Annotated in this window: 13 protein-coding genes; 7 read left to right on the top strand and 6 right to left on the bottom strand. The window is 69.7% G+C overall.

Annotation, left to right across the window (positions count from 1 at the left end; all coding sequences use genetic code 11):
• Positions 1 to 26: 26 nt before the first annotated feature.
• Positions 27 to 881 carry a bifunctional hydroxymethylpyrimidine kinase/phosphomethylpyrimidine kinase gene (gene thiD, locus QE399_RS14840; protein WP_309829746.1) on the bottom strand — a complete coding sequence of 285 codons (855 nt, stop codon included), beginning with the start codon at positions 879 to 881 and terminating at the stop codon, positions 27 to 29.
• 328 nt (positions 882 to 1,209) lie between these two features.
• Between thiD and QE399_RS14835 the strand changes: the two genes are divergently transcribed.
• The 4 genes from QE399_RS14835 to QE399_RS14820 are packed head-to-tail and all read left to right on the top strand — an operon-like array spanning position 1,210 to position 4,323.
• Positions 1,210 to 2,337: an FAD-dependent oxidoreductase gene (locus tag QE399_RS14835; protein WP_309829744.1), complete on the top strand. Its 1,128-nt coding sequence runs from the start codon at positions 1,210 to 1,212 to the stop codon at positions 2,335 to 2,337.
• Entirely contained in the window at positions 2,334 to 2,531 is a 198-nt protein-coding gene (thiS, locus tag QE399_RS14830; protein WP_309829742.1) for a sulfur carrier protein ThiS, read from the top strand. The genes QE399_RS14835 and thiS overlap by 4 nt, the downstream gene beginning before the upstream one ends.
• Positions 2,532 to 2,549: 18 nt before the next feature.
• Complete coding sequence (locus QE399_RS14825; RefSeq protein ID WP_309829740.1) at positions 2,550 to 3,371, top strand: thiazole synthase; 822 nt, start codon at positions 2,550 to 2,552, stop codon at positions 3,369 to 3,371.
• Positions 3,364 to 4,323, top strand: a complete 960-nt coding sequence (locus QE399_RS14820; protein ID WP_405043726.1) for a thiamine phosphate synthase — start codon at positions 3,364 to 3,366, stop codon at positions 4,321 to 4,323. The genes QE399_RS14825 and QE399_RS14820 overlap by 8 nt, the downstream gene beginning before the upstream one ends.
• Before the next feature lie 111 nt (positions 4,324 to 4,434).
• Here the strand turns inward: QE399_RS14820 and QE399_RS14815 are convergent, their stop codons facing one another.
• Positions 4,435 to 6,759 (bottom strand): hypothetical protein, encoded by a 2,325-nt coding sequence (locus QE399_RS14815; RefSeq protein WP_309829738.1) that lies wholly within the window; start codon positions 6,757 to 6,759, stop codon positions 4,435 to 4,437.
• A 73-nt stretch (positions 6,760 to 6,832) separates the two neighbouring features.
• Here QE399_RS14815 and QE399_RS14810 point away from each other — a divergent pair, with 73 nt between their 5' ends.
• Both QE399_RS14810 and QE399_RS14805 read left to right on the top strand, forming a co-directional pair.
• Complete coding sequence (locus QE399_RS14810) at positions 6,833 to 8,353, top strand: 3-hydroxyacyl-CoA dehydrogenase (protein WP_309829737.1); 1,521 nt, start codon at positions 6,833 to 6,835, stop codon at positions 8,351 to 8,353.
• A 106-nt stretch (positions 8,354 to 8,459) separates the two neighbouring features.
• Positions 8,460 to 9,239, top strand: a complete 780-nt coding sequence (locus QE399_RS14805; RefSeq protein ID WP_309829735.1) for an oxepin-CoA hydrolase, alternative type — start codon at positions 8,460 to 8,462, stop codon at positions 9,237 to 9,239.
• Between the two features lie 104 nt (positions 9,240 to 9,343).
• Here the strand turns inward: QE399_RS14805 and QE399_RS14800 are convergent, their stop codons facing one another.
• Positions 9,344 to 10,282 carry an alpha/beta fold hydrolase gene (locus QE399_RS14800; protein ID WP_309829733.1) on the bottom strand — a complete coding sequence of 313 codons (939 nt, stop codon included), beginning with the start codon at positions 10,280 to 10,282 and terminating at the stop codon, positions 9,344 to 9,346.
• A 22-nt stretch (positions 10,283 to 10,304) separates the two neighbouring features.
• Between QE399_RS14800 and QE399_RS14795 the strand changes: the two genes are divergently transcribed.
• Entirely contained in the window at positions 10,305 to 10,832 is a 528-nt protein-coding gene (locus QE399_RS14795) for a FlxA-like family protein (RefSeq protein ID WP_309829731.1), read from the top strand.
• A gap of 53 nt (positions 10,833 to 10,885) precedes the next feature.
• On the opposite strand, the gene QE399_RS14790 is transcribed toward QE399_RS14795, so the two are convergent.
• The 3 genes from QE399_RS14790 to QE399_RS14780 all read right to left on the bottom strand — a co-directional run bounded on the left by QE399_RS14790 (position 10,886) and on the right by QE399_RS14780 (position 14,778).
• Entirely contained in the window at positions 10,886 to 12,547 is a 1,662-nt protein-coding gene (locus tag QE399_RS14790; RefSeq protein WP_309829728.1) for an ABC transporter ATP-binding protein, read from the bottom strand.
• An 88-nt stretch (positions 12,548 to 12,635) separates the two neighbouring features.
• Positions 12,636 to 13,733 (bottom strand): ABC transporter permease, encoded by a 1,098-nt coding sequence (locus QE399_RS14785; RefSeq protein WP_309829727.1) that lies wholly within the window; start codon positions 13,731 to 13,733, stop codon positions 12,636 to 12,638.
• A gap of 4 nt (positions 13,734 to 13,737) precedes the next feature.
• The gene (locus QE399_RS14780) at positions 13,738 to 14,778 is read right to left on the bottom strand and encodes a microcin C ABC transporter permease YejB (RefSeq protein WP_309829724.1); all 1,041 of its coding nucleotides are present in this window, start codon (positions 14,776 to 14,778) and stop codon (positions 13,738 to 13,740) included.
• Positions 14,779 to 14,803: the final 25 nt, after the last annotated feature.

The following is a 14,803-nucleotide window of genomic DNA, read 5'->3' as shown; positions in this document are numbered from 1 at the left end:
GGCGGCTTGAAGGGATGTAGTAGCCGTCAGCCGAACACCCGCTGGGCCACGGGCGCATAGCCGTGGTTGAGCGGGCCGTGCCCCCGGCCCGTGCGCACATCGGCGCCGGCCGCGATGGCGCCCAGGATGTAGGCCCGGCCCTTTTCCACCGCCTGCTGCAGCGGCTCCCCCAGCGCCAGGAACGAAGCCACGGCCGACGACAGCGTGCACCCCGTGCCGTGCCCGTTGTGCGTGGCGATGCGGGCGGACTGCAGACGGTGGCGCAGGCCCTTGCCATCCGCCAGCACGTCGATGACCCAGTCGCCGGGCAGGTGGCCGCCCTTGAGCAGCACGGCCCGCGCGCCCAGCGCCAGCAGGCCTTCTGCCGCCGCGTCCAGCGCGGCCTCGCCGTCGATGCGGCGCTCCAGCAGCCAGCCGGCCTCGTCCAGGTTGGGCGTGACCAGCGTGGCCAGCGGAAAGAGTTCCTGCACCAGCGTGCCCACCGTCTCGGCGGCGATCAGCCGGTCGCCGCTGGTGGCTACCATCACCGGGTCGAGCACCACGTGCGGCAGGTTGTATTCGCGGATGGCATCGGCCACCACCTGCACCACCGCGGGCGAGTGCAGCATGCCGATTTTGACGGCGTCCACGCCGATGTCCTGCACCACCGCATCGATCTGGGCCTTCAGCATCTGCGGCGGAATGCCGTGGATGCCGCTCACGCCCTGCGTGTTCTGCGCCGTGATGGCGGTGATGGCCGTCATGCCGTAGCAGCCCAGCGCGCTGAAGGTCTTGAGGTCGGCCTGGATGCCCGCGCCGCCGCCGCTGTCGGAGCCCGCGATGGAAAGCACACGGGCGTAGCGCCGGTGGGCCGGCGACGAATGCTGGTTGTTTTCGGTCATGGCAAAAATTATCCGGGATGTCGGCCGGCCCGCCGGCGTCGCGCGCCCTGCGCCCAACCCCTGCACCAGATCAACACCAGGGTCTTGGGCCCTGTGCTGTAATCCCGCTCACGGACGAAACAGGGGTGTCCCGCCGCAGCCACGGTGCTGCCGGCCGGCGACTGAGAAATACCCTGGGGCTTTCCGGAAGGCACCTGCCGCCTGCGCAGGCACACCTTCCACCCGGCCCCGCTACCCGATCCAGGTCATGCTGGCGTGGGGAGTTTCATGGATCGGCATCACCCGTTTTGTCCCTTTGTTGGCTTGCAGACAAGACACGGCGGACCCGATGCCTCTTCTTTCTTCTTCTCCCTCCTCCATCGCCATCCTGGGTGCCGGCCTCATGGGCCGGCTGCTGGCCATCGAGCTGGCCCGCGCGGGCCATTCCGTCGACGTCTACGAAGCCGGTGGCCCCGACGCACAGGGCGCCGCCGCCCGCATCGCCGCCGCCATGCTGGCGCCGCTGGCCGAATCCGCGGTGACCGAGCCCGGCGTGGTGCGCATGGGCCAGTACGCACTCAACCGCTGGCCCCAGCTGCTCGCGCAGCTGGTGGAGCCGGTGTACTTCCAGCAGAACGGCACCCTGATCCTCTGGCACCGGCAGGACGCGGGCGACGCCGCCCGCCTGCGCGGCACGCTGGAGCGCACGCAGACCGTCGTGCCCGACCTGCCCGCGCTGCAGGTGCTGGACAGCGACGGCGTCGCCACGCTGGAGCCCACGGCCGCGAACCGCTTTCACCAGGGCCTGTACCTGCCGGGCGAAGGCCAGCTCGACAACCGCCAGTTGCTCACCGCGCTGGAACGCACCATGGCGCAGCTCAAGGTGCGCGCGCATTGGCACAGCGCCCGCAGCCCCGAAGACTTCGCGCCCGGCACCACGGGCCAGCCCGACTGGGTGATCGACTGCCGGGGCCTGGGGGCGCGCGGCCAGTGGCCCCAGCTCCGCGGCGTGCGCGGCGAGGTTGTGCGCCTGCATGCGCCCGAGGTGACGCTGCAGCGCCCCACGCGCGTGGTGCACCCGCGCTACCCGATCTACATCGCCCCCAAGCAGGACCACGTCTTCGTCATTGGCGCGACCGAGATCGAATCCGATGACCTCTCGCCCGCCAGCGTGCGCTCCACGCTCGAGCTGCTGAGCGCGGCCTACGCGGTGCACACCGGCTTTGCCGAGGCGCGCATCCTGGAGATCGCCACGCAGTGCCGCCCCACGCTGCCCGACAACCTGCCTGCCGTGCGCCAGGTGACCGACCGCGTGCTGGAGGTGAACGGCCTGTACCGCCATGGCTTCATGATCGCGCCGGCCCTGCTCGATGTTGTGATGCAATGCCTGAACACGGGACAATCCCCCCTCGCGCCGCGCTTCGACCTCGCATTGCAGTTGCAAGGCGCAGCCGAGGCCGCAACTACCAGTCCATGAACATCTTCATCAACCAGACTCCCGTCGAGCTGCAGGGCAGTGCCACCGTGGCCGACGCCGTGGCGCACCAGGGTGCCAAGCCCCCCTTCGCCGTGGCCGTGAACCTGCAGTTCGTCCCCAACACCCGGTACGCCGTGCACCCGCTGCAGGACGGCGACAGGATCGAAATCATCGCCCCGGTCACCGGCGGCTGAAGCCCCCCCTTCCCTTCCATGTCCTCCACTGCCCCCTCTCCCGCCGCCAGCGACGCGCTGGTGCTCTACGGCCAGACCTTCCAGAGCCGCCTGCTGCTGGGCACGGCCCGCTACCCCTCGCCCAGCGTGCTCGAAGCCGCCGTGCAGCGCGCCCGGCCTGCCATGGTCACGGCCTCGCTGCGCCGCCAGGGCCACAATGCCGCCGAGACCGGCGCCAGCTTCTGGGAACTGCTCAAGCGGCTCAACGTGCCCGTGCTGCCCAACACCGCCGGTTGCCACAGCGTGCAGGAGGCCATCACCACGGCCCAGATGGCGCGCGAGGTGTTCAACACCCCGTGGATCAAGCTCGAACTCATCGGCGACGACTACACCCTGCAGCCCGACACGCTGAACCTGGTGGACGCCGCCTCCCAGCTGATCCGCGACGGCTTCCAGGTGCTGCCCTACTGCACGGAAGACCTGGTGCTGTGCCAGCGGCTGGTGGACGTGGGCTGCCAGGCCGTGATGCCCTGGGCCGCACCCATCGGCACCGGCCGCGGCCCCGTCAACCCGTATGCGCTGCAACTGCTGCGGGACCGCCTCGATGTGCCCCTGCTCGTCGATGCCGGCCTGGGCCTGCCCTCGCACGCGTGCCAGGTAATGGAATGGGGTTATGACGGTGTGCTGCTGAACACCGCCGTGGCCCTGGCTACCGATCCCGTCGCCATGGCGGGTGCGTTCGCCGACGCCGTGGCCGCCGGCCGCGCCGCGCGCACCGCAGGTGCCATGGCCGCGCAGGACACGGCCCAGCCCAGCACGCCCGTGCTCGGCACCCCTTTCTGGCACCACAGCCATGGCTGAGCCGCACTGCTCCGACGCCGCACCAGCGGACGCTTCCGTCGAGGCCATGGCCCAGGCCATCCTGGACGCGCACGGCGGCGACTATGCCGACTTCCCGCCGCAGCCGGCCCCGGCGCCACAAGGCGGCGATGCGGTCTACCGCGCCGCGCTGCAGGCCTGCAGCGCGCTGGGCTTCATTGCCCACGACGCGCAGACGCTCGCCCATGCCTGGGCCGCGCAAACCCGGCGCAGCGGCCGCTTCGACCCCACCCTCTGGCCTGATGCGCCCGAAGATTTCGGCCTGCAGCCTCGCCCCGCAGCGCAGCCGTTTCCTGCATGCCCCGACGCACTGGGCATGTACGCCGTGCTGCCCGATGCCGAGTGGGTCGGCCGCATGGCCCGCGCCGGCGTCCCCACGGTGCAGCTGCGCTTCAAATCCACCGACGCGCAGGCCGTGGAGCGCGAAGTGGCCGCCGCCGTGCAGGCAGTGCAAGGCACCAGCGCCCTGTTGTTCATCAACGACCATTGGCAACAGGCCATCGCCGCTGGCGCCTACGGCGTGCACCTGGGCCAGGAAGACCTGGACGCTTTGCGCCCTGACGAACTGGCTGCCATCCGCGATGCGGGCCTGCGCCTGGGCGTGAGCACGCACGGCTATGCCGAGATGGTGCGCGCCGACCGTGCCAGCCCGAGCTACATCGCCATGGGTGCTGTGTTCCCCACCACGCTCAAGAAGATGGCCACGGTCCCGCAGGGCACGGCCCGGCTCAAGGCCTATGCGCGCCTGATGCGCCATTACCCGCAGGTGGCCATCGGCGGCATCGGACGGGAGCAGTTTCCGGAGGTGCTGGCCTCCGGCGCGGGCTCCATCGCCGTGGTGCGAGCGATCGTCAACGCAGCACAACCCGAAGAGGCTGCGCAAGAGCTGATGCAGGCGCTGGCGCAGCACACGCGGCACGGCCGCCCCACCTGAGCGGCACAGCAGCAACGCACTGCCGGCGGCTGCGCCGCCTCCACAACAAAAAAAGGGCCCGAGGGCCCTTCTTTCATGGTGGCTTGCGCGGGCGCGGCCTGCGCGCCGCGCTCACTGCCCGTCGGTGTTGCGCTTGTTGAGCTTTTCCATCTCCAGCCGCACTTCGAGCTTGTCGTCGTCCAAACCGAAACCCAGGGGCTCATCGGGTGCGGGAGGAGCCGTCACCGGCAACGGAGGAAGGTCACTCAGCGTCAGCGGTGGAGGGTCGGACAGATCCAGGTCGAGTGCAGACTCCGAGAAAGCCGGACGCTGCGATAGTGCGCCCGGCAGCGATTCGAGCGTGAGGTCGCCCATCAGCGAATCCAGCGAGGGCGCCTGCAGGGGCTTGCCCGTACCCGCGCGCACGGGGGGTGCCATCGGCACCGCATCGTCGAAGGGCATCATGGCCAGGTCGCCCGTATCCAGCAGCGACGGCGGCGCGAACGGATCGGCTTCCCGCACGCTGCTACCCGCAACGGCGGCTGCGGCAGCGGCCGCCACAGGGGCCACTGCGGCACCGGCGAAAGCCGCCGACGGTCCGGCACCCAACGGCGTTGTGCGCGGGCGCGGCGGCGGCAGGCCGCGGTGGTTGGCGGGGGTGGTCTGCGCGATGGCCAGCAGCAGCAGCAGATCGTCATACGCGGCCATGTCGAAAGGCTCGACCGGCGCGCCCTCTGGCCTGCGGAAGATGAATCCCTCGATGATGTCGATCACATCGGTCGCGGACCACTGCGCCTCGACGGCGGCGAGCGCCTCGGGGTAGTCCTCCAGCGTGCGGCCTGTGCGATGGAACGACGCGAACTCCGGAACGCGGGCATTGAAATGCTGCTGGAACTGCGCCCGCAGCTGCTGGAAGCTGTCGGCGCGGCTGAGGGTATGGAACAGGCGCAGCAACTCCAGGTAGGCGAATGGCGACGTGCTGCCGTGGTCGGCGATGTGCTGCCGCAGTACCTCGATCGCCTGGTCGTGCTCGCCCACCGACACGAAGAATTCCGCCTGCTGCTGGATATCGAACAGCTCCTCGGGGTGCACGATGTGCCGGGGCGCAGCAGCGGTTGCAGGCGCCGGCGCTGCGACCGCGGCCACGGGGGCATGGCCCAGGTGGCCGAACTCTTCCGTCAGTTCCGGCAGGTGAACCGCATCGGGAATGCGCGCGGGCGGCTCCGCCACCGGCGGGCGGGGCACGGGCGTTGGCGGGGCCACCACGGCGGACGCCAGCGCAGGCGCCACGGCAGGGAAGGCATCGCGGGCCCAGGCATCGGCAGGCTGCGGCTTGGTGTGCAAATCGTCCGTGTCGTCCGGGCCGTGCATGGCCATGCCGCCGTGGGCGTGGGCTTCGGCGGTGACGGCCACGGAGTGCTGCCAGGCCTGCTCTACACTGCGGCGCGCACGGCTCCAAACCCACACGAGCAGGCCGAGCGCCAGAACCAGCAGCGCCAGCAGGCCGTACACGACCAGGGCGGGGAAGCGCTCCGACTCCGCCGCATCCAGGCGCTGCTGCAGATCGGCCACGGCGGCGCGGTCTTGGGCGCCACGCGAGCGCTGCGCGGCACCGTCGGCCTCCAGCTTGGCCAGCCGGGCCGCCGCATCGCGCGCTTCCTCCGGTGTCGCGTTCAAGGCCTTCCACAGCGCGGCCGCCTCGGCCCGCTGCGTGCCGCCGGACGGATCCGGCACGGCAGGCAGTTCGGCCGTGGAGCGCAAGGGCAGCGGCGCGTCGAGCCACTCTTCCAGGGGCACCATGACCAGGCGCGGCTTGGGTTCCAAGGCAGGGACAGAGGCACGCGGGGCGCTTGCCGGTTGGCGCGGCGGCCGGGGCGCCGTGCCGGCCGCCTCGGCGCGGGGACGGGCAGCCCGGACGGGCGCGGAAGGCGACTCCACTGCGGCGGTGGCGGCCCCGTCGCGCGGCGTGGACCGGGTGGGTCCCGAAGGCGCCCCGGTGTTTCGGTCCGCCAGGCCGGAACGGGCCGTGCCGGCCGGGCTGGCAGGGGACAGTTGCGCGATGTCGACCGGGCGGTTGGCGGCCGGCGGGGTGCCCGGCAGATCGGCCAGAAAGGTGTACGTGCGGGTGACGGGACCGTTGCAGCCCGCCGTCAGCGTGGCCGTCAGCACGGGTTCGTCGGCCGGGACGGTTGACCGCACGCGCACCGTGGGCGAGCGGCCCCCGTCGACCGGGGTGATCGTGATTCTGGAGTCGGGAATGGGAGTGCCGCCGGAGACCAGCTTGGCGGACACGCAGGAAGAGGCGACGTTGGAACCGGGGTCGGTGCCCACCTCGAAGGACAGGTCGATCGGCGCACCCAACACCACCGAGCCGCGGCTATTGCCCAGGGACAGGGCGGCGGCGCTGCAGGCGGCGACCGACAGGCTCGCACCCACGATGGCGTTACTTATCTTCACAATAGTTTCATTTCTGCGCGCCTCATTCTGGCACATAAGTCCCTCCCTAAAGGCGCCGCCATAATGACGTCCCATGAATCAGCCTTTCACCATTGTCGGCATCGTGGGCACCGGTGCCATGGGCCGGGGCATTGCCCAGATCGCAGCCCAGGCGGGCAGCCAGGTTCTCCTTCTCGACAATCAGCCAGGCGCAGCAGAAGCTGCACGCCACCATATTCACCAACAGTGGCTGCGTCTGTCGGACAAAGGCCGCATCGACGCAGCGCAGGTCGCTGCCTGGAGCGAGCGCCTGTCTGCCGTGTCTTCCATCGATGCGCTGGCACCCTGCGATCTGGTGATCGAAGCCATCGTCGAGCGGCTGGAGGCCAAGCAGACCTTGTTCCGGCAGTTGGAAGCTATTGTCACGACGAATGCCATATTGGCAAGCAATACCTCGTCCCTGTCCATTACGGCAGTGGGTGCAGCGCTACAGAAACCTGAGCGTTTCGCGGGGTTTCACTTCTTCAATCCGGTGCCCTTGATGAAGGTCGTGGAGGTCATAGCCGGCCTCAAGACAGCGCCCGAGGTGTGCGACCGGCTGGCTGCCTTCGCACGGCTGATGGGGCACACGCCCGTGGCCGCGCAGGACACGCCGGGCTTCATCGTCAACCATGCGGGGCGCGGCTTCGGCACCGAGGCGCTGCGCATCGTCAGCGAGGGCGTGGCGGACTTCGCCACGGTGGACCGCATCCTGCGCGACCAGGTCGGCTTCAAGCTCGGCCCCTTCGAGCTGATGGATCTGACGGCGCTGGACGTGTCGCACCCCGTCATGGAGTCGATCTACCACCAGTACTACGAGGAGCCGCGCTTCCGGCCCAGCGTGATCACGGCCCAGCGGCTGGCGGGCGGCATGCTCGGCAAGAAGGTCGGCGAGGGCTTCTACCGCTATGTGGACGGCGCTGCGCAGGTAGCTCCGGAACCGCCGGTGCCGCAGGTCAGCGAGATGCCGCCGGTCTGGGTGTCGCCGCGCGCTTCCCGCCGGGCGGAGCTGTACCAGTTGCTCAAGGACCTGGGCGCCACCATCGAAACCGGGCAATCGCCCTCCCCGCACGCCATCACGCTGGTGGCGCCGCTGGGTTTCGACGTGACCACGGTGGCCGTGGTTGAGCGGCTGGACCCCGCGCGCACCATCGGCATCGACATGCTGATCGACGACGCGGCCACCAAACGCCGCGTGCTGGCGACCAACCCGGCCACACGCCGCGACATCCGCGACGCGGCCCATGCCCTCTTCGCCCGCGACGGCAAGGCGGTGAGCGTGGTGCGCGACAGCGGCGGCTTCGTCACCCAGCGCGTGGTGGCGACCATCGTCAACATCGCCAGCGATATCTGCCAGCAGGGCATCTGCAGCCCGAAGGATCTGGAGACGGCCGTCACCCTGGGCCTGGGCTATCCGCTGGGCCCCCTGGCCATGGGCGACCGCTGGGGCCCGACCAACATCCTCGAAGTGCTGTTCAACATGCAGACCGTCTACGGCGACACGCGCTACCGGCCCAGCCCCTGGCTGCGCCGCCGCGGAGCCATCGGCCTGAGCCTGACGCACGTGGAAGACTGAAGCCAGCGCCTGGCGCGCGATTGCGCCGCACGCCCACGCCCCGTCCACCGGGCGCGGCACCCTCCCCCTTCTTTTCCTTGCCCCACCTCTTCATCTTCTTGCCGCCATGCCTGCCGAACTCTTGAGCACCAGCCAGGGCAAGACCCTGATCCTGACCATCCGCCACCCGGAGGCGCGCAACGCCTTCGACCCGGCGATCTACGCGGCCGGCATCGAGGCGCTGAGCGTGGCCGAGCGCAGTGACGAAGTGCGCAGCGTGGTCATCACCGGCGCGGACGGCGCCTTCAGCGCGGGCGGCAACCTGCAGAGCCTGCTGGCGCGCCGGCAGGACGGCGCCGAGGCACAGGCCCAGGGCGTGGAAGCGCTGCACAACTGGATCGAAACCATCCGCACCTATCCCAAGCCCGTGATCGCCGCGGTGGAAGGCGCAGCGGCGGGGGCCGGCTTCTCGCTCGCATTGGCCTGCGACCTGGTGGTGGCGGCGCGCAACGCGGTCTTCGTGATGGCGTACAGCAACATCGGCATGTCGCCCGATGGCGGCGCCTCCTGGCACCTGGGCCGCACGCTGCCGCGGCAGCTGGCGTCTGAGATCCTGCTGTTCGGCGAGCGGCTGGAGCCGGCCCGCCTGCACGCGCTCGGCATCGTCAACCGCGTGGCCGACCCCGGCCACGCGCTGAGCGACGCGCTGGCCCTGGCCCAGCGGCTCAACGACCGCGCGCCGAACGCCCTGGCAAGCATTAAGGAGCTGCTGAGCGATGCGCCCTACCGCACGCTGACCGAGCAGTTGGCCGCGGAGCGCGACCAGTTCGTGCGCAATCTGCAGCATCCGAATGCGGGCGAAGGCATCGCGGCCTTCCTCGAAAAACGCGACGCTCGCTACCAATAATATAGCTGCCTGCGCTGACAGGATAAGCGCTGGAGCCTCATTTCGTTCAATCTTGGCTGTAGCGTGCGGCGCGCCGACAGCGCGGCGTGCCGCTGCCGCGGCCCTCACCCCTGCGCGGTGGCCTGCCCCCGCAGAAACGGCAGCGCCGCATCCAGCAGCGCCTGCGGCGCTTCTTCGGCCACGTAATGGCCGCAGGGCAGCGGATGGCCGCGTACGTCGGTCGCCACGCGCTGCCACTCGGCCAGCGGCACAAAGCACTGGTGCACCACGCCCTGCGCACCCCACAGCACCAGCAGGGGCACGCGCAGATGGCGGCCCGCGTCGCGGTCGGCCCGGTCGTGCACCAGGTCGATGCCGGCGGCGGCACGGTAGTCCTCGCAGATGCCGTGGGCCGTGCCGGGCAGCGCCAGGCAGCGCTGGTACTCGGCCAGCGCGCGCGGATCGAAGGGCGCGAGTCCCGCGCTGCGCCGCCCCATCACATCGCGCACATAACCGGCGGGGTCGGCCTCGATCAATCGCTCGGCCAGCGGAGCCGGCTGGATCAGGAAGAACCAGTGCCAGTAGGCGCGGGCAAAGGCGTCGCTGGTCTGCTCGTACATCGCCAGGGTCGGGGCGATGTCCAGCAGCACCATGCGCTCGACGGCATCGGCGTGGTCCAGCCCCAGCCGGTGCGCCACCCGCGCACCGCGGTCATGCGCCAGCACCGAAAAGCGCTCATGGCCCAGATGGCGCATCACGGCGACCAGGTCCGCCGCCATCGTGCGCTTGCTGTAGTTCGCATGGTCGGCCTCGCCCGCCGGCTTCGCGGAATCGCCATAGCCGCGCAGATCGACCAGCACCAGGGTGAAATGGCGGGCCAGCACCGGGGCCACTTTGTGCCAAATGGCGTGGGTCTGCGGATGGCCGTGGACCAGCAGCAGCGGCGGCCCCTCACCGCCCACCACCGCGTGCAGGTGCACGCCTTCGGCCGCAGGAATGCGGTGGGAGACAAAACCGGGGAACAGGGGCGCCGCGCCAGCGGCGGAAGAGGAAGCGTGCGTCATATACCGATCATAAGAAGCCTGGATGGCGACCTGCGCGGCCTGCGCGACCTGCGGGGGAGCCCGGTCGCGGGCGCTGCACGCGGTCAGGATTCGTGGCGCTTCATTTTTTCCGCCGGATGCCGATAACGCAGGCATGCAAGTCTCCCGCTCATCCTCTTCGTCCTCCACATCCTCGGTCCTCGGGAGCGGCAGTGCCGCCGGCAGCAGCGACACCGCCGCGTTGCAAAAGCGCCTGCGCGAGCTGACCGATGAGCTCAAGCAGACGGTGACCGACCAGAGCCTCGACGCCAAGGTGCGCGAGCAGAAGACGAAGATGCTGCAGCAGCAGATCCAGGCGGTCCAGCAGCAGATCCAGGCCATTCAGCAGCAAAAGCAGCAGGAGCAGGTGGATCGGCAGCGCCAGGCTCAGGAGGTCCGCGAACAGCATGCAGCGGAGCGCGCGGCGAAGGCTCAGGAGCAGCAGACGCCAGAAACCGCTGACGGCGCCGTCCCTGCGGCAAAAGGCCGCGACGGCGCCGGCCTGGGCCAGCAGCTAGACACCTACGCCTGACCGGGCGGATTACCCACCGCGCTCGGTACGGTCTGACCGCCGCCGCCAGCGGATCAGACCGCGGCGTCTTCGGGCAGCCCGGCGGCAGCCACCAGCCGCTGGGTATAGGGGTGCTGCGGCGCCTCCAGTACCTGGACCACGGTGCCAGCCTCCAGCACCTCGCCATCCTTCATCACGATGACATCGTGCGCCATGGCGCGGATCACGGCCACGTCGTGGGTGATCAGCAGGTACGACAGCGCGCGCTCTTTCTGCAGCCGCTGCAGCAATGCCAGCACCTGCTGCTGGATGGTGACGTCCAGCGCGCTGGTGGGCTCGTCCAGCACCAGCAGCTGGGGTTCGACGATCAGGGCCCGCGCGATGGCCAGGCGCTGGCGTTGCCCGCCCGAGAACTCATGCGGATACCGCGACAGCAGACCGGGGAACTGCGCCTCGGCCAGCCCTACGTCGGCCAGCGCGGCTTCCACGCGCTGGCGGCGCTGCGCGGCGTCGAGTCCGCGGTCGTGCACCCGCAGGCCCTCGCCCACGATCTCTTCCACGGTGAGCCGGGGCGACAGCGACGAGAACGGGTCCTGGAACACCACCTGCACGCGGCGGCGCAGCGCCTGGTTGGCGGCAGTGTTGCGGGTGGCCGGCGTCTGCCAGGCCTGGCCCGCGATCTGCAGCCCGCCCGTGGACGGCAGCAAGCCCAGCAGCGCCTGCGCCAGCGTGGACTTGCCCGAGCCGGACTCGCCCACCACGCCGAGCGTGCGCGCAGGCGCAATGGACAGGTCCGCGCCCTTGACCGCCACGAACTCGCCCTTCTGGAACCAGCCGCGCAGGCCCGGCAGCGGCGTGGCATAGGCCACCCGCAGGTTCTGCGCCCGGGCCACGGGCTCGGCGACCGCGCCCGACGCCGCAGCATCCGCCTCGACCACGTCGCGCCGCGGCACGCTGCCGATCAGGCGCCGGGTGTAGGCATGGCGCGGTGCACCGAACACCTGCGCCACGGGCCCCTGCTCCACCAGCACGCCCTGCTCCATCACGGCCACGCGGTCGGCGAAGCGGCGCACCAGGTTCAGGTCGTGGGTGATCAACAGCACGGCCATGCCCGTTTCACGCTGCAGGTCGGACAGCAGGTCCAGGATCTGGCCGCGCAGGGTCACGTCCAGTGCCGTCGTGGGTTCGTCGGCCAGCAGCAGGCGCGGCCGGCTGGCCAGGGCCATGGCGATCACAGCGCGCTGGCGCTGTCCGCCCGACAGCTGGTGCGGAAACGCGCGGGCCCGGCGCGCCGGCTCGGGAATGCCCGTCTTTGCTAACAATTCAATAGCTGCTTGCGCAGACTGGGAGCGCGTCAGCGCCTGTTTCAGCTGCAACACCTCGGCAATCTGGTTGCCCACGGGCATCAGCGGATTGAGCGCCGTCATGGGCTCCTGGAAGACCATGGCGATGTCGCCCCCGCGCACGCCGCGCAGTTCGCGCTCGGACAGCTGCAGCAGATCCCGCCCCCCCATCAGGGCGCGGCCGGACAGCTCGGCATCGCCCGCCAGCCGCAGCAGCGACAGTGCGGTGATGGTCTTGCCGGAGCCGGACTCGCCGACCAGCGCCAGCTTCTCGCCAGCGGCGATCTCGAAGCCCACGCCGTGGACGACCTCCTTGGAGCCGAAGCGCACGCGCAGGTCCTCGACACGCAGCAGCGGCGCAGCAGAGGGCGAAGAGGAAGGTCCGATGCTCATGGCTGGATGGTTTTCTGCGGGCAAGCGGGGCCCGTTGCGTACCGGCAAGGCGCGGCACCAGCCGGGGCGCGGCGACTCCAAATGGCGCTCATTGCTTCCTCGGATCCAGCGCGTCGCGCAGCGCGTCACCCATGAAGGTGAGCAGCAGCAGCGTGGTGACCAGCACGGCAAACGTGCTCAGCGAGATCCACCACGCATCGATGTTGTTCTTGCCCTGGCTGAGCAGTTCGCCCAGGCTGGGCGTTCCGGGTGGCACGCCCAGGCCGAGAAAGTCGAGCGAGGTGAGCGACAGGATGGCCGCGCTCATGCGGAACGGCAGGAAGGTGACCACCGGCGTCATGCTGTTGGGCAGGATGTGGCGCCAGATGATCTGCCCGTTGGGCACCCCCAGGGCGCGCGCGGCCTTCACGTAGTCGAGCTGCCGGTTGCGCAGGAACTCGGCCCGCACGTAGTCCGACAGCCCCATCCAGCCGAACAGGCTCAGCAAGATGAGCAGCAGCGCCAGGCTGGGCGAGAACAGCGCGCTGAAGATGATGAGCAGGTACAGCTCGGGCATGGAGCCCCAGATCTCGATGAAGCGCTGGAAGGCCAGGTCGGTCCGGCCCCCGAAGAAGCCCTGGATGGCGCCGGTGATCACCCCCAGCAGCACGCCGGTGAAGGTCAGCGCCAGCCCGAACAGCACGCTCACCCGAAAGCCGTAGAGCAGTTGCGCCACCATGTCACGGCCCCGGTCGTCCGTGCCCAGCCAGTTGTCCAATGTGGGCGCGGACGGGTTGGGCGACTTGGCGAAGTAGTTCAGCGTGTTGGGGCCGTACGTGTTGAACGTGTACAGCGCCCAGTTGCTGCCCGCACGCAGACGCTCCTGGATGAACGGGTCCAGGTAGTCGGTGGGCGTGTCGAAGTCGCCGCCGAAGGTCGTCTCGGGGTAGGTCTTGAGCAGCGGAAAGTAGGTCTGCCCCTCGTAGCGCACGATGAGCGGCCGGTCGTTGCTCACCAGCTCGGCCCCCAGGCTGATGACCACCAGCACGCAGAAGATCACCAGGCTCCAGAAGCCGAGGCGGTTGCGCTTGAAGCGCAGCCAGGCGCGGCGCGAAGGCGAGAGCGACACGGGTGCCCCTGCGGCTGCAGGGCCTGCGGGCGCAGGCACGGCCGCTGGCGAGGACAGTTCGATGGAGGAGGTACTCATGCGTTCAGTCGAACTTCACGCGGGGATCGACCCACACATAGCAGAGGTCGCTGATGAGCTTGGTGACCAGACCGATCAGCGTGAACAGGTAGAGCGTGCCCAACACCACGGGATAGTCGCGGCGGATCACGCTCTCGTAGCTGAGCAGACCCAGGCCGTCGAGCGAGAACAGCGTCTCGATCAGCAGCGAGCCCGTGAAGAACGCGCCGATGAAGGCCGCCGGAAAGCCCGTGATGATGGGAATCAGCGCATTGCGGAACACATGCTTCCACAGCACCTGCCGCTCCGACAAGCCCTTGGCCCGCGCCGTCAGCACGTACTGCTTGCGGATCTCTTCCAGGAAGGCGTTCTTGGTCAGCATGGCCGTCACGGCGAAGCTGCCCGCCACCATCGCCGTCACCGGCAGCGTGATGTGCCAGAGGTAGTCGACGATGCGCGCGCCCCAGCTGAGCTGCTCCCAGTTGGACGAGACCAGGCCGCGCAGCGGGAACCACTGCAGTTGCCCGCCGAAGACCACCAGCAGCGCCACGCCCAGCACGAAGCCCGGGATGGCATAGCCCACCAGAATGATCAGCGTGGTCACCAGGTCGAAGCGTGTGCCGGCGCGCACCGCCTTCGCCACGCCCAGCGGCACGGCCACCAGATAGCTGATGAAGAAGGTCCACAGCCCCAGGCTGATGGACACCGGCAGCTTCTCCTTGACCAGGTCCCACACGGCCTTGTTCTGGAAGAAGCTCTGGCCCAGGTCGAAGCGCGCGAACTGCGCCAGCATCTGGAAGAAGCGCTCGTGCGCCGGCTTGTCGAAGCCGTACAGCGCCTTGATCTGCGCAAGCCGCTTCGGGTCCACGCCCTGGTCGCCCCGGTAGCTCATGCCGCCGGACTCCAACCCGCCCCCGCCCCCCTTGCCCGCCGCGGTACGCGCCTCGGCCAGGTACTGCTCCACCGGGCCGCCGGGCACGAACTGGATCACCACGAAGGTCAGCAGCAGCACACCCAGCAGGGTGGGCAGCATGAGCAGCAGGCGTTTGGCGATGTAGGCGAGCATGGGTCAGTCAGGAGCTTTCAGGCTG

Source organism: Paracidovorax wautersii (genome assembly GCF_031453675.1).
GTDB lineage: Bacteria > Pseudomonadota > Gammaproteobacteria > Burkholderiales > Burkholderiaceae_C > Paracidovorax.
This window is presented reverse-complemented; position numbering and strand designations above follow the sequence as displayed.